The 22,093-nt window shown below is 63.1% G+C and carries 18 protein-coding genes; 9 read left to right on the plus strand and 9 right to left on the minus strand.

What is annotated here, in order from left to right; translation table 11 throughout:
* Positions 1-36 precede the first annotated feature (36 nt).
* The 4 genes from ISG32_RS00940 (at position 37) to ISG32_RS00955 (ending at position 4,702) form a co-directional block, all read left to right on the plus strand.
* Complete coding sequence (locus tag ISG32_RS00940) at positions 37-1,848, plus strand: ExeA family protein (RefSeq protein WP_194769153.1); 1,812 nt, start codon at positions 37-39, stop codon at positions 1,846-1,848.
* Between the two features lie 7 nt (positions 1,849-1,855).
* On the plus strand, positions 1,856-2,623 hold the full coding sequence (locus ISG32_RS00945; RefSeq protein WP_194769154.1) for a general secretion pathway protein GspB: 768 nt from the start codon (positions 1,856-1,858) through the stop codon (positions 2,621-2,623).
* 122 nt (positions 2,624-2,745) lie between these two features.
* Positions 2,746-3,567: a Crp/Fnr family transcriptional regulator gene (locus ISG32_RS00950; protein WP_194769155.1), complete on the plus strand. Its 822-nt coding sequence runs from the start codon at positions 2,746-2,748 to the stop codon at positions 3,565-3,567.
* Positions 3,568-3,637: 70 nt separating this feature from the next.
* Entirely contained in the window at positions 3,638-4,702 is a 1,065-nt protein-coding gene (locus tag ISG32_RS00955; RefSeq protein ID WP_228529514.1) for a pseudouridine synthase, read from the plus strand.
* Between the two features lie 3 nt (positions 4,703-4,705).
* Here ISG32_RS00955 and ISG32_RS00960 read toward each other — a convergent pair whose 3' ends face one another.
* From ISG32_RS00960 to ISG32_RS00975, 4 genes are read right to left on the minus strand one after another with little or no spacing between them, the layout of a single operon-like run.
* Complete coding sequence (locus ISG32_RS00960) at positions 4,706-5,800, minus strand: Csu type fimbrial protein (protein WP_194769156.1); 1,095 nt, start codon at positions 5,798-5,800, stop codon at positions 4,706-4,708.
* A gap of 4 nt (positions 5,801-5,804) precedes the next feature.
* Complete coding sequence (locus ISG32_RS00965) at positions 5,805-8,213, minus strand: fimbria/pilus outer membrane usher protein (protein ID WP_194769157.1); 2,409 nt, start codon at positions 8,211-8,213, stop codon at positions 5,805-5,807.
* Positions 8,214-8,238: 25 nt separating this feature from the next.
* Positions 8,239-9,033 (minus strand): fimbrial biogenesis chaperone, encoded by a 795-nt coding sequence (locus ISG32_RS00970; protein ID WP_194769158.1) that lies wholly within the window; start codon positions 9,031-9,033, stop codon positions 8,239-8,241.
* Between the two features lie 44 nt (positions 9,034-9,077).
* On the minus strand, positions 9,078-9,668 hold the full coding sequence (locus tag ISG32_RS00975; protein ID WP_194769159.1) for a Csu type fimbrial protein: 591 nt from the start codon (positions 9,666-9,668) through the stop codon (positions 9,078-9,080).
* A gap of 742 nt (positions 9,669-10,410) precedes the next feature.
* On the opposite strand from ISG32_RS00975, the gene htpG reads away from it, so the two are divergent.
* From htpG to ISG32_RS00995, 4 genes are all read left to right on the plus strand, one after another.
* Positions 10,411-12,363: a molecular chaperone HtpG gene (gene htpG, locus ISG32_RS00980; RefSeq protein WP_194769160.1), complete on the plus strand. Its 1,953-nt coding sequence runs from the start codon at positions 10,411-10,413 to the stop codon at positions 12,361-12,363.
* Positions 12,364-12,499: 136 nt separating this feature from the next.
* Complete coding sequence (xrtH, locus tag ISG32_RS00985) at positions 12,500-13,120, plus strand: exosortase H (RefSeq protein WP_194769161.1); 621 nt, start codon at positions 12,500-12,502, stop codon at positions 13,118-13,120.
* Between the two features lie 39 nt (positions 13,121-13,159).
* Complete coding sequence (locus ISG32_RS00990; RefSeq protein ID WP_228529515.1) at positions 13,160-13,855, plus strand: exosortase H-associated membrane protein; 696 nt, start codon at positions 13,160-13,162, stop codon at positions 13,853-13,855.
* A 143-nt stretch (positions 13,856-13,998) separates the two neighbouring features.
* Positions 13,999-14,637 carry an ankyrin repeat domain-containing protein gene (locus ISG32_RS00995; RefSeq protein ID WP_228529563.1) on the plus strand — a complete coding sequence of 213 codons (639 nt, stop codon included), beginning with the start codon at positions 13,999-14,001 and terminating at the stop codon, positions 14,635-14,637.
* A 4-nt stretch (positions 14,638-14,641) separates the two neighbouring features.
* Here ISG32_RS00995 and ISG32_RS01000 read toward each other — a convergent pair whose 3' ends face one another.
* The 5 genes from ISG32_RS01000 to ISG32_RS01020 form a co-directional block, all read right to left on the minus strand.
* On the minus strand, positions 14,642-15,661 hold the full coding sequence (locus tag ISG32_RS01000; RefSeq protein WP_194769162.1) for a serine/threonine protein kinase: 1,020 nt from the start codon (positions 15,659-15,661) through the stop codon (positions 14,642-14,644).
* A gap of 36 nt (positions 15,662-15,697) precedes the next feature.
* On the minus strand, positions 15,698-17,170 hold the full coding sequence (locus ISG32_RS01005) for a bifunctional serine/threonine-protein kinase/universal stress protein (protein ID WP_194769163.1): 1,473 nt from the start codon (positions 17,168-17,170) through the stop codon (positions 15,698-15,700).
* 178 nt (positions 17,171-17,348) lie between these two features.
* Complete coding sequence (locus ISG32_RS01010; protein ID WP_194769164.1) at positions 17,349-18,110, minus strand: metallophosphoesterase family protein; 762 nt, start codon at positions 18,108-18,110, stop codon at positions 17,349-17,351.
* A gap of 116 nt (positions 18,111-18,226) precedes the next feature.
* Positions 18,227-19,063, minus strand: a complete 837-nt coding sequence (locus ISG32_RS01015) for an aldolase/citrate lyase family protein (RefSeq protein WP_194769165.1) — start codon at positions 19,061-19,063, stop codon at positions 18,227-18,229.
* A gap of 252 nt (positions 19,064-19,315) precedes the next feature.
* Positions 19,316-20,164 carry a 3-hydroxybutyryl-CoA dehydrogenase gene (locus ISG32_RS01020; RefSeq protein WP_194769166.1) on the minus strand — a complete coding sequence of 283 codons (849 nt, stop codon included), beginning with the start codon at positions 20,162-20,164 and terminating at the stop codon, positions 19,316-19,318.
* Positions 20,165-20,305: 141 nt separating this feature from the next.
* Here ISG32_RS01020 and ISG32_RS01025 point away from each other — a divergent pair, with 141 nt between their 5' ends.
* Positions 20,306-21,898: a GMC family oxidoreductase gene (locus ISG32_RS01025; protein WP_194769167.1), complete on the plus strand. Its 1,593-nt coding sequence runs from the start codon at positions 20,306-20,308 to the stop codon at positions 21,896-21,898.
* Positions 21,899-22,093 lie beyond the last annotated feature (195 nt).

Below are 22,093 nucleotides of genomic sequence, written 5' to 3' on the forward strand. Positions count from 1 at the left end.
CACGAGACTGATCCACACTGGCGGTATCCTCACACCATGTACGCCTCGTTTTTCGGGCTGGAGCACCAGCCCTTTTCCATCGCGCCCGACCCGCGTTACCTGTTCATGAGCGACCGCCATCGCGAGGCGCTGGCGCATCTGCTCTACGGCCTTGATGCGGGCGGCGGCTTCGTGCTGCTCACGGGCGAAGTCGGTACCGGCAAGACCACGGTCTGCCGCTGTTTTCTCGAGCAGATTCCGGCGCACTGCAACGTGGCCTACATCTTCAATCCCAAGCTCACCGTGCTCGAGCTGCTGCGCTCGATCTGCGATGAGTTCGGCGTCGCGCATGCGGCGTCCGTGCCGGGCTCGGAGACGGTCAAGGACTGCATCGATCCGCTCAACGCCTTTTTGCTCGAGTCGCACGCACGTGGGCGCAACAACGTGCTGATCATCGATGAGGCGCAGAACCTCGCGCCCGATGTACTCGAGCAGCTGCGCCTGCTCACCAATCTCGAGACCAGCGAACGCAAGCTGCTGCAGATCATCCTGATCGGCCAGCCCGAGCTGCGCGCGATGGTGGCCGAGCCATCGATGGAGCAGCTCGCGCAGCGCGTGATCGCACGCTATCACCTCGATGCGCTGAGCCTTGACGAGACGCGCCAATACGTCGCGCACCGCTTGAATGTGGCGGGCCTGAAGGCGCCGACGCCGTTTGGCGAAAAGGCAGTGCAGCGCGTGCATTCGCTCGCTGGGGGCGTGCCCCGGCGCATCAATCTGCTGTGCGACCGCGCGCTGCTCGGGGCGTATGCGGCGGGCTCGCGCGAGGTTTCGGAAGCGGTCGTGAAGAACGCGGCCAACGAGGTCTTCGACGCGAAGAGCAAGGCCGCCGCATCGGCGCGGCAGGCGGGTGGAGCCTCTGCGGCGTCGCGCCTGTGGTGGCCGGTGGGCGCATTGGCTTTGGCGTTGGTGGCGGGCGGCGCGGGTTGGGCCTTGCGTGGCGAGTCCACGCGCGATGCGGGCGCAGACGCCAAGGCCGTGGCGAAGAGCGCAGCGACTCAGCCGGCCGCATCCCCCGCACCGGTTCCGGGCGCATCGCAACCGGGTGGCGCAGCGTCGGATTCGGCACCTGCACCAGCGCAAGCACCGACACAGGCAGCCGCATCGGAAACATCGTCTGCAGTCCCCGCCACGCCCGCACAAGCGGCGGCGAGCGGCACATCATCCGCAGCGTCGCCGATGCAGCTTGAGCAGTTTTTGAACGTGCAATCAGCCGATGATGGCTTTGGCGCATGGAAGGTGCTGGCCTCGAGCTGGAACTTGAAGCTCACGGGCAAGAGCGCCGACCCCTGTCCCGCGCTCGCGCGTGGCGGCGTACAGTGCTATCGCAACCGCAAGGCCGGGCTGGGACTGGTGCGTCAACTCAATCGCCCAGTGCTGCTCACGCTGGTCGCCCAGCGCGATGGGCAACCCGTCAAGGTCAGCGCCGTGCTCGAAGGTCTGAACGAGGAGGAGGCCTGGCTTGAAGGCGTCAACGGCTCGCAGCTGGTGATTCCGGTGAGCGAGCTGGCATCGCTCTGGCATGGCGAAATCACCACGTTCTGGCGTGCGCCCAAGGCGTTGGCGGACGGTGCCGATCCGTTGAGCAACCCCGATGCCCAGGCCTGGCTTGACGAGCAGCTGACGCGCTCGCTTGGCACCCATGTGAAGCCCGCATCGGGCAAGCCGGCGACGGTGCGCCGTGAGCGCATTCGGCAGTTCCAGCTGGCGCAGGGCATCACGCCCGATGGCCAGCCCGGACCGCTGACCCTGATGTTGTTGAATCGTGCGGCCGGCGTGACGGAGCCGCGTCTGCGTACTGGAGTTTGAGTTACCCATGTCCTACATCCTCGATGCGCTGCGGCGCGCACAAGCCGAACGCGGCAGGGGTAACGTGCCCGGTCTGCACACGCAGTCCGTTTCCGTTCCATCGGCCAAGGAAGCGCCCGTTCGCAGCGGCGGCAACCGCGGTGCCTGGCTGATCGCAGGCGTTGCGGGCGCTGCGGCGCTGGTGCTCGCGTGGTTGCAGTTTTCGCCCAAGGGGCCAACGCACCAGCCGGTGGTCGTGGCGCAGGCACCCGTGCCCGCACCGGCTCCTGCACCGCTTGCTGCTCCGGAGCCAGCGCCCACTCCTGCTCCTGCTCCCAAGCCAGCGGTCATCAAGAACGACGCGCCCGCGCCCGTTGAAATCGACGTGACGCCACCACCGCCACCACCTCCGCCGCCCGCAGCACCCAAGCCTGTCGCGCAGCCGGCAGCCGCGCAGGCGCCTGCACAGACGAAGCGCGAACGCGAAGAAGCAGCGCGCGCAGCCCGGCTGGCAGCGGCTCCTGCGGATGCGGTGCCTGCACCAGCGCCCGCTCCGGCACCCGCCGCAGCGCCGGTCTACAACGTCGCCAACCTGCCGCCAGCCGTGCGCGAGCAACTGCCCAACCTGCAGCTCGCGGGCATCACCTATTCGTCGAACCCCAAGTACCGCATGGTGATCGTCAATGGCCAGGTGCTGCACGAAGGCGAATCGGCAGGGCCTGGGCTGGTGCTCGAACGCATCGAGAACGCGCGCACGATCTGGGCATTTCGCGGCTATCGCTATGCTCTGCCATGATCGATTGAGCAGGCGGGAGCGTTCCTGAGATCGTCAACACGCTCTGAGCGCGGCGCGCCCACAACGCGATGGGGTTATCCCCCCTTCCTATAAGTGGGCCTCCTGAGCCATGCTCACGCGCTATGAGTCAGGAACTCTCGCTGCATCAACGTCGTCGCCTGCCATCCGCCAACGAGCTGGATGGGATTCCATGGCTGCGTCTTCTCAACTCCAATGAACGCGACCGCGCCGTCGCATCGCTGGTCGTGGGCGACGCCCTGCGCGGAGACTATGTCTGCCGTGTCGGGCGACCCGTGACCTACTGGTTTGGCGTGGTCGAAGGGCTGCTCAAGATGAGCGCCGACAACGCCGAAGGTCTCACCATGACCTTCACCGGCGTGCCGCCAGGCGGTTGGTTCGGCGAGGGCACGGCGATGAAGCGCGAGCCCTACCGCTACAACATCCAGGCGCTGCGCAAGAGCCTGGTGGCGGGCCTGCCCATCGACACCTTTCACTGGCTGCTCGATCACTCCATTGGCTTCAACCGCTTCGTGATGAACCAGCTCAACGAGCGGCTTGCACAGTTCATCGCGGCGCGCGAGATCGACCGCATGGCCAACCCCGACGTGCGCGTGGCGCGCAGCCTCGCGGCGCTGTTCAACCCGGTGCTTTATCCGGCCGTCGGCGAGATCCTGCGCATCACGCAGCAGGAGCTGGCCTACATCGTCGGCCTGTCGCGCCAACGCGTGAACGAGGCGCTGTCGGCGCTCGAAGAGCACCGTGCCATCAGCGTCGAGTACGGCGGCGTGCGCGTGCTCGACCTGCAGGCGCTGCGCACCGGCATGTTCACGCAGGACCCCGCCGCCAGCGGCGTGGGCGGCCGCCGCATCAAGCGCAGCGCTGATCCTGCCGCCATGCGCAGCGACGTGGTCGACACCTCGGGCGCTTCGATCCAGATCGCTTGAAGACTGGCCGAAAAAGTCCATAAGCCCGACTTGGTGACGTGCCTCGTCGAGGCTTGAGACAATACGGGCCATGCCCGATAAGCCATCTTCTTCCAAACCAGCCGCCGACGCCAACAGCACCCCGGCGGCTGCGTCCGCTGCTCGCCCACGTCTGGCCCTCAAGCGCCCCGCCGCCAAGGCTGCGCCTGCGCCCGCTCCCGCCAGCTCGCGCGGCCCTGCGCGCGCACCGGCCTCCGGCGCGGCTCGTTCGACATCCTCCGGCTACGGCAACAACAAGCCCGCCTACGAACCCAAGCCGCGCGGCAACACCTGGACTGCACCTGCGGGCGGCGCGTCGGCCTCTCGCCAGGCCCCTCCGGTGATCCGCAAGGAACCCACCGACAAGATCCGCCTGAACAAGCGCATGGCCGACCAGGGCCTGTGCTCGCGCCGCGAGGCCGATGACTGGATCGCCAACGGCTGGGTGCGCGTGAACGGCACGGTCGCCGAAATGGGCCTGCAGGTCGGCCCCGAAGACCGCATCGAGGTCGACCGCCGCGCGCAGGGCCAGCAGGAGCAGCAGGTCACCATCCTGCTGCACAAGCCCATGGGCTACGTGAGCGGCCAGGCCGAAGACGGCCATACGCCCGCCGTCGCGCTGATCAACCCGCGCACGCACTGGCGCGAAGACACCAGCCGCACGCGCTTCTCGCCGGGCCAACTGCGCGGCATCGCACCCTGCGGACGTCTCGACATCGACTCCGTCGGCCTCCTTGTGCTCACGCAGGATGGCCGCGTCGCGCGCCAGCTCATCGGCGAGAACTCCGCCGTCGACAAGGAGTACCTCGTGCGCGTGATCTACGAAGACCGCGAAAAGGACGTGCGCTCCGTTTTCCCCGAGGAAAAGCTCGCGCTGCTCAACCACGGCCTCTCGCTCGACGGTCAACCGCTCAAGCCCGCCAAGGTCGACTGGCAGAACCCGGAGCAACTGCGCTTCGTTCTGGTCGAAGGCAAGAAACGCCAGATCCGCCGCATGTGCGAGCAGGTCGGCCTGAAAGTCGTCGGCCTCAAACGCATCCGCATCGGCAAGATCACGCTGGGCAATCTGCCGGTGGGGGAGTGGCGGTATCTGGGGGCGAATGAGCGGTTTGAGTGACGATCAGTAGCTGACCTTGACGGTGACCGTGTCGGAATAGGTGCCCGGGTTGATGTTCACGTTGCTGATGCGCCCGTAGACCGTCCACGGCGTTGCAGGATAGTTGCCGGTTCCGTTGCTGCTGACGGTGTTGGTGCCGATTTGGCTGCCCCAGGGCTTGGTGAACGACGCGTCTTGAAAAAGGCTGTAATTCAGATAGGTGTCCGGGTCGCTCAGAGAGGTGCCCGCATTGGTCAATCGGCCCGTGCCGTTGGTCGGGGCTGGAGAGCCTCCGGGAGACAGCGCGATATTGAAAGCGGTTGAATTGGTGCAGCGCGCATTCACGGTGCTGTTTTGCGTGATGGCACCTGGCGCGATCGATTCTGTGTTGTTGAAATTCATGGCTGTCGCCGTGACCTGGCAGTCGGACAGCACGGTGGCGCTGATGGTGAAGCTCTGAGAGAAGGAGCTGTCGAGCCCGGTGTCGCTGTTCGCGGTGGAGCCAAGACAGCTCACATTGGACGATGTGCTCGCCACGGCAAACACTTCCGTATCACCCGCACCATAGTTGCCCTGATAGCTTCCGGGAGAAACGGTGGACTGTCCTGAGATCACTTGCGCTGCATAGCTGGCGGAGCCGGATGCATATTTGGGTGCGTTGGATCCGAAGTCCATGGGCGCAAGCGGGCCCAGTTTCAGTTGCATGGGGGTGGAGCCCGTGTTCCAGCGCGATCCCCACACCGTGACGCCTGATTGATATACCTGATATCCCAACCGGCTGCTTGAGGAGGTGACCGTTGATGGCATCACCCGAGGACTCCAGACACCGGTGGCTGCACCGCTGCCCGTACCCAGATGTATGCAAAGCGCTACGTAGTATGAGGGGGCGGTGGTGAGCCAGCCATTGCGCTGCGTGCTGTAGCAGCGGAAAGAAAGGTTGCCGTTGGTGCTTGGAGCCGCATCGAACGGCGAGAACGAACCGAACGCGAGACTGCTGATGGAGAAGTTTTCGCACTTGACGCTCTGCGCCTGCGCTTCGGTCGAAGACAGCCATGATGCGCCGATCAGCAGGAGGCCGAGCAGCAGCCGGGACATTTTGGCAATTGATGTTGAGCTCATGATGTCATGGCACCTTTTTGCAGACGACGGGGCCGACGAGAGGTATGTCCGTGGTCTCGCCTTCTGGAATGACGACTTCCGCCTGACATTGTCCACCGCCAGCCAGGTAGACCTGAATGCGGGCACGGGCGTCCACGTTTTCGAAGTAGGTCATGCCGTCGTGTCCCACGATGCTTGTCAAGGGAGTCGGGGCCGTTGTCTTGCTGCCAGTTGCCTGCGCCCGGCTTCCAAGTGGCAGCGGCTTAGCGTTTTCATCGACAAGAATGACGCTGGCCGAGTGGATGCGCTCGATGTCGAACTTCACCAGTGTGCCCGCGCGGTCGGTGGGTACGATGTTCTGATCGGGCGTGGGCACCTTCAGTTGAGCAGGCAGCGCCAGTGCATCGATGGACAGCTTGTTGTTTCGATATGCGCCCATGTCGGTAATCAACATGCGGCCGCTGCTGTTCGTGTGGCCAATCAGTGTGTTGTCCCGCTTGATGGGGACATCCGGGATCCCATTGGTGCTGACGACGGCGAAGCTGTCATAGATTCTGCGGCTGGCAAAAAGATGGCTGTCCATGAAAACCAGCGAGCCCGCCGCGCCGAAAGCCGTACTGGTGTTTCCATGGTCGGAGGTGATCGACGCATTGGCCTCAAATTTGCTGGCCAGGTAATCTACGCGAGCCTGCCCTGAAGTACCGCTGCCATCATGTTGCGCCGCAGTGCTCCAGCCCCAACCGCCATCCGCCGGACGCGACTGGTTGGCATAGGCATTGAAAGCATTCTCTTTGTTCTGGCGTGAGACTGATGTTCCGGCATTGATGCGACCGTCGAGGTACCAGCTCAAAACGAACTGCATGGTGCTGCGTCGGCTGTCATCGAGATTGTGATTGACATTGAAGTTCAACATTCCACGCCCATTCAGGCTCCTGCTCCAGCCTGCGGTGACGTAACGCTGCGCGCTGTCGCCGAAATTTTGAAGGTAGAGCGCGCCGATATTGAAGCTGCCAAGAAGAGGGTCGTTGTATCCCACCATCGCACGTCCCGACGCACGCTGGCGTTGGCTGTCATAGAGCGAAGCAGTGTCTCGGTAGCCAGCGCTGGCTCGCGTAGCCTGAATGCTGGTGGAGAACGACTGATTGTTCCAGTCGTGCCCCAATTGAACCAGCGCGCCCGAATCGCCATGCGATTGACTCGTTGCGAGTGCCGCGGAGAACACGCCGATGCGGTTCGCGCTCCACATGGCACCGCCACCTGCATTGGCGAGGCCGCTGGTTGCTTCCGCGTGCGACTGCAGTGTGAGACGATCCGACCACCCATAGCTGTAGGAGCCAGACAGTGCCGGATCGGAGCCATAAGAGAATGATTTCTCGCCATAGTTGCGGCGTACCCAACCCAACTCTGCCGACCAATTGCTCAGCCCCTTGCTGAGCAATTGCGTGGTTCCGTAGATGTTGTACTGCACCGTGGTGGAGCGCCCATACGCGTCGGTCAGAACAACCTGCGCCAGACCAGAGCCGTTGATGCCGGTCGGAACGTTGAGGGCGAAGGGGCCCGCATTGAGCGAGCCTTGGTATTGCTTGATGCCATTGATGTAGAGCTCGACGGCAGATGGCAGTGCACTCGTGCCCATCAGGGCGGGAATCGGGGACGTGGAGAAATAGGGCTGCAGTCCAAAGTTCCGGGCAATCTGAATGCCGCCAATGCGCGTGGCGCGAGACCACGGCTGCGCGCCGGTGGTCGTGTCTCCCACCCGCACCGAAATCATGCTGTCAGGCAACGAGAGAGCATACGTGGTGTCCAGCCGAACCTGAGAGAAATTGCTTGGCGAACTGCTTGAGTCAGTGGCATCGCTTCTCACCCAACGCGAGGACATGGTGTTGCTCAGTACAGAGTTCTGGGAAAACGCACGCCATTCCGTCAATGCACTCAGAGAGTGACTGTTTTTGAAGTTGGACGCATACAGGTCGTAGTTCACCAGCAAACCAGGTGCCGAGGTGGCTTGCTGAGATTTCTGCCGCGAAGTGTCGACGAGCGTGCGTGCCCAGTTCAGGTGTTCGAAGGGCATCTGCAGCGTCAGTGACTGCAATGCCATGTTGAACTGCACCTGCATTCCGGTGATCTGGTCCAGGCGAATCCACTCATCGTCGTTCTCTGAGACTGGGCCAACAGGCATTGCTGCTGGCTGCAGTCCAAGCGTTGTGAGCGTGCTGCGGCGCATTTCAAGCCCGCCTGCGCGCATCCGCGCCGGGAGCATGCCGAAATCTCGAGTGTTCAGCTGCGTCGCGAGCGTCATCGCAATAGGCGCTGCCCTCGCATCCGCGCGGGTTTTCGCCGGCGTAGTCATGGGAAGATCGGACTCCCGGAAGGCGCCGCTCTGCGCGAACGCCGGCAAGGTGCCGAATGCCACCGCCAATGCGGCGCTTGTCACACCCCAGCGGAATGCGCAAGCCGTGTCACGGGGTGCCGGAGACATTGATGGATTGGATTTCCGAGTTGATCATGGCTTGATAGCCGGTGATCGTCTGGCCAGTCGCCAATTTGGGCACCAGAAGCGACCAGCGCATGGAGCTTCCAGGCAAGACGTAGCCAAGAAGGCCTTCTCGCAGCGGCAGGGCCTGATTGGCTCCAACAACGGCCTGCACGTCGGCTACCTGGGCGCGGATGGTGCCGGTGTTGCGAGCCAGCAGGACCCAATCCTTGGAGGTTTTTTCAATGGAAAACTGAAGCGCAGACCCTGCGGCTTTGATTTGATCCTCGCTTGCGCTTCCGATGTAAACGGGAACTGAATAGCGCATCAGAAAATTCATCGTCAAAACTGCGGGCGATTTTTTATCGTTTGACGATGCAGGTTGGGGCGCTGCTTCGGTCGCCTCATTCGGGAGTTCGTCGATGATGAGCCGATAGGTGGCTTCGGTTCCAGTCGCGGGTGCGGGGCCAGTGCGCAACACACGCACCAACTGACGTGAGCCAGCCGGGATCTCCACCAACGGTGGGCTGACGGTCAGATTTGTGGATGGCGAGAGCAGGTCTTCCCCGCCTTGTTGCAACCACTGAAATACGCGTACTTGAGCACTGAGCGGGGTGGTGCCGGAGTTGGTCAGCCAGATGCCTTCCGCATTCTGCGTGGGCCTGATCTGCAATGAAACCGGCGAGACTTGCAGCCCACCCGCAAATAACGCTTGGGAAAAGCCGGCCAGTACGGTCCCCGCGATCCAGCCAATCATGGGACGAGTAAAAACAGAGAACATGGTTGGGCGGAGTCGTTGAAGGTCTTGGTCGGCTCTTCTTGCGATCAATAGGTCACTTTGACTTGGACTGTGTCGCTATAGGCACCGGGCTCCACATTCCACGCACCAGCAGCGACTGAGCCGTTCACGATGATCGGTTGGACAGCGCCGTTGCCGGTGCCTGTGTAAACATTGGGGCCCGTGCCGGTGACATTGCCCCAAACCCCAGAACCGGTTGGCTGTTGCAGCTGGTATGCGATCTTCTGATCGGCGCTGGCGGACGCGAAATCCATGCCACCCAGCGTCATCACGCCGGCGCCTGATGTCGAGGCGTTGCTGGGTGTCAGTGCGATGGTGTAGCCCGTTTTTTTGGAGCAAGTCACATTGATCGTCGTAGTCTGTGCTGCACTGGCGGTGGAATTCGTCTCGAACTCGCCGAAGGCGATGCCCGCAGCACTGTTCATGGCGACGGTGCAGGCTTTGACGACCGTGGCTGTTACCGGAAAGCTGGTGGTGGCCGGATTGGATGCCGCCGCAATGGCTCCGGTTGCGAAAACGGCCAGAGCGCAGGAGGCCAGGGAGGTGAGTACGACGCGACGTGTAGACATGAAAAATCCAATCAAAAAGGACAGACCCAACAAGTTGGTGGGCTCCAAGGCCCCACTTCAACCCTTGAACGAGAACAACAAAAGGCCGTTGCGGCAGGCCTCTGAACATGGCGGATTTCGTCTTCAAGCACCTGTCGAGTCCATTGAAGAATGTCAACTTCGCATTGTCAGAACGGCATCGCTGCTCAGACCGCTGAATCTGCCCTTTTCCCTGACTGAACAGCGAAAATTTAGTAAAACGCTATTGCAATAAAAAAAAGATGGTCAGATACCAACGCAACGCGAATTTACGGCAAAAGGATGACCATGGGTTACATTTTGAAAGTTACAAAAAGTAATAAACCATAGCTTGCTAATCTTCATTGTGAAAATAGATAGCAGTGTTGCTTTGCTGATATTTGATGGGTTGAGATTTTTCGTGCTTTTTTATGTACGACCGTTCGCACTAGATCGTTTTTACAGATTGGGGCATTGAAGATACAAGTGGATGGACGATTCGGTGGCGATGGTCAACCGCACCGCTGTCGGGTTCCGGGTTGCTGTACCGAAATGTTTCGCATGCAGACAGGCGCCAAAAGTTTATTCCTATCAAACTTCGTAGCGAAGTCCTGTTTCCCACGGGTGTTTTGGGACACTTGAAGTCCGCGTCGCTGTCCCCAAATAAAAGGCAGCTCGGCAGCGGCGCCACGGCGCACGGGCGCTGGACCGCTCGCCATGCATCACAAGCGGATGCCCGCCGAGAGGGCGGCGCATCGTCGGGATCAGAGACTTTTCCGTTTTCATTCATCCAATGAGCAACAAACACACCCATTCCTTCCAGGCCGAAGTGGCGCAACTGCTGCATCTGGTCACTCACTCGCTGTATTCCAACAAGGAAATCTTTCTGCGCGAGCTGATTTCCAACGCGTCGGACGCATGCGACAAGCTGCGGTTCGAGGCGCTGAACAAGCCCGAGCTCTATGAAGGTCAGCCGAATCTGGAAGTGCGCGTTTCCTTTGATCAGAAGGCGCGCACGATCACGATCGCCGATACCGGCATCGGCATGAGCGAGCAGGAGGCCATCGAGAATCTGGGCACCATCGCCAAGAGCGGCACCAAAGACTTCATGAGCAAGCTCTCGGGCGATCAGAAGTCGGATTCGCAGCTCATCGGCCAGTTCGGCGTGGGCTTTTATTCGGGCTTCATCGTGGCCGACAAGATCAGCGTCGAGTCGCGCCGTGCGGGCCTTGCCGCGAGCGAGGGCGTGCGCTGGGTGAGCGGGGGCTCGGGCGATTTCGAGGTCGAGCAGATCGAGCGCGCCGAGCGCGGCACCGCGATCACGCTGCATCTGCGCGAGGATGCCGAAGAGTTCCTCAACGCCTGGAAGCTCAAGCAGCTGATCAGCAAGTATTCCGACCACATCAGCCTGCCCATCCTCATGGAAAAGGAAGAGTGGAAGGATGGCGAGAACGATCAGCCCGGCGAGATGGTCAAGACCGGCGAATGGGAGACCGTCAACCAGGCGAGCGCGCTGTGGACGCGTCCCAAGAAGGACATCACGTCCGAGCAGTACGTCGAGTTCTACAAGGCCATCAGCCATGACCACGAAGACCCGCTGACCTGGAGCCACAACCGCGTCGAAGGCAACACGGAGTACACGCAGCTGCTGTACATCCCCTCGCACGCGCCGATGGATCTGTGGAACCGCGACAAGAAGGCGGGCGTGAAGCTCTACGTCAAGCGCGTGTTCATCATGGACGACGCGGAGGCGCTGATGCCGACCTACATGCGCTTCGTGAAGGGCGTGATCGATTCGGCCGACCTGCCGCTCAACGTGAGCCGCGAGCTGCTGCAGGAAAGCCGCGACGTGCGTCTGATCCGCGACGGCAACACGCGCCGCGTGCTGTCGATGCTCGAGGATCTGGCCAAGCACGACAGCCATGAAGCCGCAGCGACCAATGCCGATGGCGTGACCGATGTGGTCAGCGACGACGACAAGGCCAAGGAAGGCAAGTACACCAAGTTCTATGGCGAGTTCGGCGCGGTGCTCAAGGAAGGTCTGGGCGAGGATTTCGGCAATGCCGAGCGCATCGCCAAGCTGCTGCGCTTCGCGTCCTCGACCACCGACACGGTGAGCGTGTCCTTCGCCGACTACAAGGCGCGCATGAAGGACGGTCAGGAAGCGATCTACTACATCACCGCCGACACGCTGGCCGCCGCCAAGAACAGCCCGCAGCTTGAGGTGTTCAAGAAGAAGGGCATCGAAGTTCTGCTGATGACCGACCGCGTGGACGAGTGGGCGCTGAACTATCTGAACGAGTTCGACGGCACGCCGCTGCAGTCGGTCGCCAAGGGCGCGGTGGATCTGGGCAAGCTGCAGGACGAGGCCGAGAAGAAGGCCGCCGAGGAGGCTGCCGAGGCCTTCAAGCCGATGCTCGCCAAGCTCAAGGAAGCGCTCAAGAACGAGGTGGACGACGTGCGCGCCACGACCCGCCTGGTCGATTCGCCCGCCTGCATCGTGGTGCAGGACGGTGGCATGAGCGCACAGCTCGCCCGCATGCTCAAGCAGGCGGGGCAGGCGATTCCGCAGAGCAAGCCGGTGCTGGAAGTGAATCCCGACCACCCGCTGGTCAAGAAACTCGACGGCTCGGTGCACTTCAATGATCTCGCGCACATTCTGTTTGACCAGGCGCTGCTGGCCGAGGGCGGCATGCCCGAAGACCCGGCCGCATATGTCAAACGTGTGAATGCGTTGCTTGTTTGACTCGGGCAAAGCCCTGATCTGGCCACAATGATGGCCTGATCTCCCGGTTTGGACGAAAATGCCGTGTAACTACGAGTTGCACGGCATTTTTTTGCATTGTGGAACTCGCGAACATGCTCAGGGGCCATTCACGGATATGTTGCGTTTCTTCCTGCTATTTCTTTCCATTCAGCTGTCGCTGTTCGGCCTGAACATGCTCAACTGGGTGCAGCAGCACATCGTGCTGCCCTGGACCGCGCTGCTCGCCAAGATCTGTTCCGGACTGGTGGTCTGGTTCGACGATACCGCGACGGCCCAGGGCAAGGTGCTGTGGAACAGCGCGACGGGCTTCGGCGTCTCCATCGAGGCAGGCTGCAACGGCATCGAGGCCTGCATCGTGCTGTTCGCGGCCATCATCGCGTTTCCTTCGAGCTGGCGTCACAAGCTGGTGGGATTCGTCGTCGGCTTCATCGCGATTCAGGCGCTCAACGTGGTGCGCGTGATCAGCCTGTTCTACCTTGGTCAGTGGAACATGGCGGTGTTCAACTTCGCGCACGAATTCCTCTGGCAGGGCCTGATCATGCTGGACGTGCTGATCGTCTGGCTGCTGTGGGTGCGTGCGGGCTCGAAGGAGCGCGCCGCCAATGAGCCGCCTCCGCCGGACGAGCCGCCCGCACCGCCCGTGGTGCAGAGCGCCCCGCGCATGGGTCACGGAGAGGGCACCGTCAGCCATTCGCTGGACCTGTCGCCGCACGCACGGCCACGGCCATCGGTTTGAAGCGTTTGAGGTCACAGAGAGGGATTGAGGGAGCGACACATGACAGAACAGGCGACGACGGCAACGGCAGGGCAGACCAGCGATGACGACGGAGTGACGACGGCCAAGAGCAAGGTGCTGCCGCGCTTCGTGATCTTCGCGTTTGCGGGAATGATTCTGTTCACGCTCCTGTGGACCAAGATCACGCCGTGGACTTCGTATCCGATTGCGCTTCTGTCCCATGTGGCGCTCGAGGAAGTCGCTCCGATGTGGGTGCGCGCGGTGCACAAGAAGCCCGGTCAGATCGAGGTCGAGACCAGCGTGGGCGTAGTGGTTCCGAGCGCCGGCGGGCAGATCGCCGACGTGGTGGTGGATGCCGATCCGGGGCGCTACGCGTTCGGTCTGCCGATCTTTCTGGCGCTGGTGTTTGCGGCCTACGCGGCCAACCGCGCGCCGGGTCGTCTGACCAAGGCGATCGGCGGGTATCTGATCCTGTTGCCGATCCAGAGCTTCAGCCTCGTGATGTATCTGCTCATGCAGGTGCTGGTGGCCGCCAAGCTCGACATCCGCACGCTGCGCGTGGACCCGTGGCAGGTCGAGTCCATCGTGTTCGGTTATCAGGTGGGAGTGCTGGTGCTGCCCACGCTCGCTCCCGTGCTGGTGTGGCTGCTGCTGGACCGCAAGTTCTTTGGAGATGTGATCGTCAATGGCTGGAAGCGTTCGCTCAAGGCCAAACCGGCGGTCAGCAAGAAGTGATGCAAGCAAAGACGAACCGACCGACATGGAAGGCCGTGGCAATTGTGGCGGGGCTGCTGGCCGTGCACATGGCGGCAGTGGCCGAAACGCCGACGAGACAGGCGGTGCATGCGCTCACCGACGAGTCCCACCAGCAGGCCGCCATGGCGACCACTGAAGCCGCCCATCGCAAGGCGGTGCATGGCAAGGCGCTTGGTGATCAACTGCTCAAGTTTGCGCGCGTGGGTGACGAGCTTGCGGTGCGCAAGCTGCTGGCGCGCGATGCGCCGGTGGATGCGCGGGACGTCGACGGCAACACGCCGCTGCTGCTCGCGACGGCAGGCAATCACGTTGAAGTGGCGCGCTCACTGATCCTGCATGGCGCGGACGTGAACATCCAGAACGCCCAGCAGGACAGCGCCTATCTGCTCGCCGGTGCACGAGGCAACATCGAGATTCTGCGGATGACGCTGTCGCGCGGCGCCGATCTGAAAAGCACGAACCGCTACGGCGGCACGGCGCTGATTCCCGCCTGCGAGCGCGGCCACGTGGCGACTGCCAAGACGCTGATCGATGCGGGCGTCGATGTGAACCATGTGAACCGCCTCGGCTGGACCTGCCTGATGGAGGCCGTCGTGCTGGGCAACGGAGGCGAGGCGCATCAGCAGATCGTGCGCGACGTGATCGCTGCAGGTGCCGACGTGAACCTGGCCGACAAGGAAGGCGTCACGCCGCTGGCCCATGCCCGCCAACGTCAGCAGGAAGCGGTCGCCGCGATGCTGACCGCTGCTGGCGCGCGCTGACGGATCACACCATCAGCGGTTCTTCCTGCATGGCCTCGATCTGCTCGACGAGCATGTCGATCTGGCCGCGCCAGTAGTCGCTCGATCCGAACCATGGGAAATTGATCGGGAAGATGGGGTCGCTCCAGCGCCGCGCGAGCCAGGCGCTGTAGTGGATCAGGCGCAGCGTGCGCAGCGGCTCGATCAGCGACAGCTCGCGTCGGTCGAAATCGCGGAACTGCTCATAGCCCTCGAGCAGCGTGGACAGCTGCATGCTCCGCTGGGCACGCTCGCCCGAGAGCAGCATCCACAGGTCCTGCACCGCCGGGCCCATGCGCGCGTCATCCAGATCGACGAAGTGCGGGCCGCCGTGGCCGTTGTCGTCCACCGGCGTCCACAGCACGTTGCCGGGGTGGCAGTCGCCGTGCAGGCGCAGTGAAGTGAAGCGGTGCGCGTTCATCTTCTCGGTGATGATGTCGAGCGCCTCATTGCAGGCCTTGTGCCAGCCGCTTTCCTGGTCGAGTGGAATGCTCTGGTGCGAGAGCAGCCAGTCACGGCTGTCGATGCCGAAGGTCTGCACGTCAAGCGCCGGGCGCAGCGTGAAGGGCCGTTGGCTGCCCACGGTGTGGATGCGCGCGAGAAAGCGGCCGATCCATTCCAGCGTTTCGAAATCATCGAGCTCCGGTGTGCGCCCGCCGCGCCACGGACTCACCGAAAACGCGAAGCCCGCGTGGTGGTGCAGCGTTTTGCCGTGGACCGAAAGCGGGGCCACCATCGGCACTTCGGCGGCCGCGAGCTCGACCGCGAAGGCATGCTCTTCCAGGATCTGCTGATCGCTCCAGCGCTCGGGCCGGTAGAACTTGGCGACCACGCGAGCACCGTCTTCGAGCGAGACCTGATAGACGCGGTTCTCGTAGGAGCCCAGCGCCATCAGCCGCCCGTCGCCATACAGGCCCAGCTCGGCAAGCGCGTCGAGCACCAGATCGGGCGTGAGCGGAGAGTACGGGTGCTGCGCGGGGCTGGCGCTGGAATCATCGGTGTGCATGCGGGCTATTGTCGCAGCCGCCAATGGCCCTCGGGCTCACATGGCAGCGCGGGTGGACGGGCTCGAGACCTCGTCGGCGGCGGGTGCCGCGGCCAGCGCGTGAAAGGGCAGCTGCTGTTTCACCAGAATCACGGTGCAGGGCGCATCGCGCACCACGCGGATCGGCACGGTATCCACGAAGCGCTGCATCTGCAGGCCGTGCGTGGCCGCGCCCATGATGATCATCATGACCTGATTGCCGCGCGCATAGCGCACAAGGGCCTGCGCGACATCGCTGGATTCAAGCACGTGGCAGCTCGCGCTGTGGCCCGCCAGATTGAGCGTGGCGGACCATTGCTTGAGGCGCGCGAGATGCGTGCGGTGCAGCGTGGTCTCGCTGCGCTCGTGCTGGCTGGTGTTGCTGGCCGAGGGCGAGATCACCGTCACGCAGGCCAGCCGCGCACCGGGGCGGATGCCGAGCGAGCGATTCACCGCCTGACGCAGCGAATACATAGTGGCGTCGCTCACGTCCTGATGCGGCACGGCCACCATGAGAATGGGCACGTCCTGCAGCTGTTCCTTGGGCAGAGGGCTGGGCTGGTAGTGCATGCCGGCCGCCTTGATCCAGCGCTTGAACTGCGATCGTGCGCCGGGCGCGCTCCTGCGGTCGCCGCGTTCGGTGACGGGCACATGCTCGGGGTGCGTGAGATCGAAGGCCAGATGCGCGGCCGATGGGTAGCGCTGCGCGGCCTCGGGCTCAAGGCAGCGCAGGATGATCTCCTGCAGCCAGGACGGAACGTCGTCCCGCAACTGAAGCGGCGGCGTCGGCGACATCCACAGGCGCTGGCGCAGGCCGCCCTGCGTGACCGGCGCACCGAACGGCAGTTCGCCGGTGACCATCTCGTAGAGCATCACGCCGATGGCGAAGAGGTCGCTGCGCACGTCGCCGCGCACGCCGACGATCTGCTCGGGCGCGATCCACGCGGGCGAGCCCACGGCGCTGCGCATCTCCTCGGCGAGCAGGTCCGGATAGTGCGAGTGGCAGGAGAGACCGAAGTCCAGCAGCGCCGCCGTTCCATCGGGCTTGAGCAGCACGTTGGCGGGCTTGAGGTCGAGGTGGCAGACATGCTGCTGGTGCAGGCTGTGCACGGCCCAGGCGACGGCATTGGCGATCAGCGTGATCTCGTCGATGTCCCCGTGTGGATGGGCGTCCAGCCACTGCTGCAGCGTCTGGCCTTCGAGATACTCCATGACGATGTAGGGCAGGCGCATGAGATCGCCAGCCGCGACGAAGCGCGGCACATGCGGACCGGAGAGCGTGGGGTGAATCAGCAGTTCCACCTCGAAGCTCACGATGTTCTCGGCACCATCGCCGGTGGCCATGCGCGGAATCTTCATCACCAGCGGAAAGCCGGGGTCGCGCGAACTCTGCGCGTACGTCACGTGGTAGATGTGCGCCATGCCCCCCGCATGTACGCATTCATGAACGATGAAACCATCGATCTCGGTTCCCGGTGTCAGCATTTTCATGTCAGCGAACGAGGACGTGAAGGAGCGGGAGATTGAAGTCGTCGATCTTGTTTTTGCGCTCTGATGGCGGTGATCAACGACGCGGCGTGACGTTCTGCGCGTCTTTGCCGTTTTGTTTTTATATCCAACCAACTATCTATCTATCTGTGTTTCTGTGTTTCTGCAATGCGCCGACCGTTCACAGCCCCCATTCCAGCCGGTCGGCAAAGTGCGGCGGCATGGCATGGGTGCGCCGCACCGTCGCCGCCGCCGCCATGTGGTCGTAGACCACTCGGTGAAAGGTGAGCGTCGCCGCGTCGCTGTCGTACATCGTGTACATGGCGCGCGGATCGCGGTCGCGCGGCTGGCCGCAGGAGCCCACGACCGCCAGCCACTGCCGATGCGGCGGCACGGGCACGGGCACGCCGGGCTCGGGGCTGAAGCGCATCAGCTTGGCCGTGGGAGTCAAAAAATACAATGACTGCGTGTGCACATGGCCCACAAACACGTAGCGAATGGAGGCATCCTGCTCGGCCGCCGCGCGCATGCAGCGCTCGGCCGCGCCGCTGTCGCTCACGTAGTGCCAGCTGCCCGGTGAGTCGGCACTCGCGTGGGCGAGCAGCACGTCCTGTTCGAGCTTGACGGTGAGCGGCAGGTTCTCGAGAAAGCTCTTGTGCAGCGGCTGGAGCTGGTCGTGCGTCCAGGCCGCACCTTCGTCCTGCACCTGCCGGATGACGGTGGGCGGGTGGAGCGCCATGTGCTCATGGTTGCCGCGCACGCACAGCGCGCCGCACGAGACCATGTCCATGACCCGGTCCAGCACCTGCGCGGGATTGCCGCCGTAGCCGACCAGATCGCCCAGAAACGCAAACTGCTGTGCATCATGGGCGCGGGCATGCTCAAGACAGGCGTCCAGCGCATGCAGGTTGGAGTGCAGATCGGCGAGAAGAGCGTATTTCATGCGCGGTGCGAGTGGCTATGTGCACATGATGAGGGCACAAGCTGATTCCATGCTTGCAATCCCTAGTGGATTTGAGGTGCATTTCAGCTGCTTTGCACACTACCGCTCTTCGCAGCTCAATAGGTGCTTCGTGCGATCGTGCCGTCACCGCCGCTTGGGCGAAAGCGTGCGGCGCAGCCGTCGGCGGCCTCGCGCAGCAGCACCATGTCGAGCGCCACGGCCACGAACAGCGCGCCGAGCGCGAGGCATTCGCGTGCACGTTCCTCATTGACCTGCAGGATGCCGGGCGCCTTGCCGGTGGCGCGGATGCGGCGGATGGCGTCATCGATGGCGGCGCGCACTTCAGGGTGGTTGGGCTGGCCGGGGTGCCCCATGCTGGCCGAGAGGTCGGACGGGCCGATGAAGATGCCGTCCACCCCATCGACCGCCGCGATGGCCTCGATCTGGGCGAGCGCCTCCTTGGTCTCCACCTGCACGAGCAGGCACAGCTCTTTTTCTGCATCGCGGATGTAGTGGGCGTCACGTCCGAAGTTGGAGGCGCGCACCGATCCGCCGAGGCCGCGCACGCCGTTGGGGGCGTAGCGGATGGCGTTCACCGCTGCCTTTGCTTCTTCGGCGTTCTGCACGAAGGGGATCAGCAGGGTCTGTGCGCCGATGTCGAGGTAGCGCTTGATGAGGACGTGGTCGTTCCAGGCGGGGCGGATGACGGCGTGGGTGGTCTTTCTCTGGTCCTGTTGCTGTTGTTGTTGCTGTGCCGTTGCGGCGGCTACGGCCTGCAGATGGGGGACCATCAGCGGGACGTCGTTGGGGGAGTGCTCCGTGTCGAGGAGGATCCAGTCGAAGCCTGAGCCTGCGAGGAGTTCTGCCACCAGCGGCGAGGCCAGCGTGGACCAGATGCCTATTTGTTGCTGGCCTGCGGCGAGGGCTTGTTTGAAGGGGTTGGGAGTGGGCATTTGTTTGTCTCCTTCTGCTTCTTGCTCGGCTTCGGCTGGGTGGTTTTGTTCAGAGGCCGGGAGTTCCGCCCGGCGGCGGAATCACTTTTTGCTTGCGCGCAAAAAGTAACCCAAAACGCGCTTTTCAATACCCGCGGCAGAACTCACTTTGCGACGGCGTCGCTCCGTTCGGACAACCGCCGCGAGCTAGAGGTTAATTCGGAGGAGTGGTCGGCACTTCGCTTCGCTCGTGCCGATGCGCCGGTCAATCAATCAGTACTTGTACACGCCTTGACCCGTCTTGCGGCCCAGGCGGCCTGCCGCGACCATTTCCTTGAGCAGGGGGCAGGGGCGGTACTTGCTGTCGCCGAATTCTTCGAGGTACACGTCCATCACAGCCAGGCAGACGTCGAGGCCGATCATGTCGGCGAGCGCCAGTGGGCCGATGGGCTGGTTGCAGCCGAGCTTCATGCCGGCGTCGATGTCTTCGGCGGTGGCGGAGCCTTCTGCGAGCACGAAGAAGGCTTCGTTGATCATGGGCACCAGAATGCGGTTGACGACGAAGCCGGGGGCGTTCTTCACGGTGATCGGGCTCTTGCCGAGGCGCTCGGACAGGGTCTTCACGGCTGCATGGGTGTCGTCGGAGGTCTGCAGACCGCGGATGATTTCGACCAGCGCCATCATCGGCACGGGGTTGAAGAAGTGCATGCCGATGAAGCGGTCGGCGCGGCTCGTCACGGCGGCGAGCTTGGTGATCGAGATCGACGAGGTGTTCGATGCGAGGATCACTTCGGGTGCGAGCAGGGCGTCGACCTGCTTGAGGATCTTGACCTTGAGGTCGAAGTTTTCGGTCGCGGCCTCGATCACGATCTGTGCGGCCTTGAGGTCGTCGTAGTTGGTCGAACCCTTGATGCGTGCGAGCGCCGCGGCCTTGTCGGCTTCCGAGATCTTTTCCTTCTTGATCAGGCGGTCGAGACTGCCGGCCACGGTGGCGATGCCCTTTTGCACGGCCGCGTCGGAGATGTCCACCATCACCACGTTGATGCCGGAAACCGCACACGCCTGCGCAATGCCATTGCCCATCGTGCCAGCGCCAATGATGCCCACGGTAGAAATCGTCATATAAAGTCTGCCTTGTAGAGAAAAAAGAAAATGGGTTGGTAGGTAGGGTAAGTCGGTGGCCGCGCGCAATGCTGCGGCGCAACCATACATGGTATCGACAAAAAAGCGCAGGCACGCTTTTTCAACGGAGACGGGTGTCACATGTTCGACTACATCGTGGTGGGTGGCGGATCGGCCGGCTCGGTGCTCGCGGGGCGTCTGAGCGAGGATCCTCAGGTGCGCGTCTGCCTGATCGAGGCGGGAGGACACGACGCCAGCGTGTTGATTCACTGCCCCGCGGGCCTTGCAGTCATGGCCAGGACCGGTGTCAACAACTGGAAGCTGTCGACCACGCCGCAGGCCGGACTGGGCGGGAGGCGCGGGTATCAGCCGCGTGGCAAGACGCTGGGCGGCTCCAGTTCCATCAACGCGATGATCTACGCGCGCGGACATGCGAGCGACTATGACCACTGGGCCGCACAGGGCAACGCGGGCTGGGGCTGGAGCGATGTGCTGCCGTACTTCAAGCGCTCCGAGAACAACGAGCGCGGCGCGGACGCGCTGCATGGCGCGGGAGGGCCGCTCAACGTGGCCGATCTGCGCAGTCCGAATCCACTGAGCCATGCCTTTGTGGATGCCTGCGTTCAGGCCGGGCACACCCACAACCACGATTTCAACGGGCCCGAGTTCGAAGGCGTGGGGCTGTACCAGGTCACGCACAGGAACGGCGAACGCTTCAGTGCCGCCAAGGCCTATCTCACGCCGCATCTCTCGCGCCCCAACCTGCAGGTGGTGACGGGCGCGCAGGTCACACGCATTCTCATGGAAGGCAAGCGCGCGGTGGGCGTGCAGTATTTCAAGGGCGGCGCACTGCATTCCGAGCGTGCCACGCGCGAGGTGCTGCTCAGTGCGGGCGCGCTGCTGTCACCGCAGATACTGATGCTTTCGGGCATAGGCAATGGCGCGGATCTGCAGAAGCTCGGCATCGGCGTCGTGCACGATCTGCCGGGCGTCGGCGAGCATCTGCACGATCATCCCGACGTGGTGACCGTGGTCGACGGTGCGCAGCTCACCGACTCGTTTGGTCTGTCGCTCAAGGGCGCGAGCAATGCGGTGCGCGGCATGTTCGAGTGGAATTCTCGGCGCACCGGCATGCTGACCACCAACTTCGCCGAAGCGGGCGGCTTCATCAAGAGCAGCGAGAGCGAGGCCGTGCCCGATCTGCAGCTGCACTTCGTCGTCGGCAAGCTGCTCGACCATGGCCGCAAGATGGTCTGGGGGCATGGCTACTCCTGCCATGTCTGTCTGCTCCAGCCCAGAAGCAGAGGCCGCGTCACGCTCGCCAGCGCCGATGCGCTCGCCGCGCCGCTGATCGATCCTGCGTTCTTCGCCGACCCCGAGGACATGCGGAAAATGATCGGCGCGGTGAAAACCATGCGCCGGATTCTGATGCAGCCGGCGCTCGCGAACCTTGGCGGCAAGGAGCTGGAGCATTCCGCAAATGCGCAAAGCGACGAGCAGATCGCCGAGTACATCCGCGACTATGCGGACACCATCTATCACCCGGTCGGAAGCTGCCGCATGGGGGCGGGGCCTCTGGACGTGGTCGACGCCGAACTGCGGGTGCATGGCGTGCAGGGACTGCGGGTGGTCGATGCGTCGATCATGCCCCGGGTGGTGAGCGGTAACACGAACGCTCCCGTGATCATGATCGCGGAGAAGGCGGTGGATTTGATCCGCTCTTCCGTGCCTTGACGCTCTCGCCTGCGGGGCATCGGAGCGCGGGAAGCGTGACGTGACAGGACGAGGAGAAAGCATGGCCACGCATGCGTGGAGTTTTTTCTTTTAATGAATCTTTAGGATTTGCTTAAGCGCTTTTTAGCAGCGCAAATCATGGTCCGTTTCTAGACTTTGAACCCGCCGGCAAACCGTGATTTCAACGGGGTTGCC

Source organism: Diaphorobacter caeni (assembly GCF_015354245.1).
Classification (GTDB): Bacteria; Pseudomonadota; Gammaproteobacteria; order Burkholderiales; family Burkholderiaceae_C; genus Diaphorobacter_A; species Diaphorobacter_A caeni.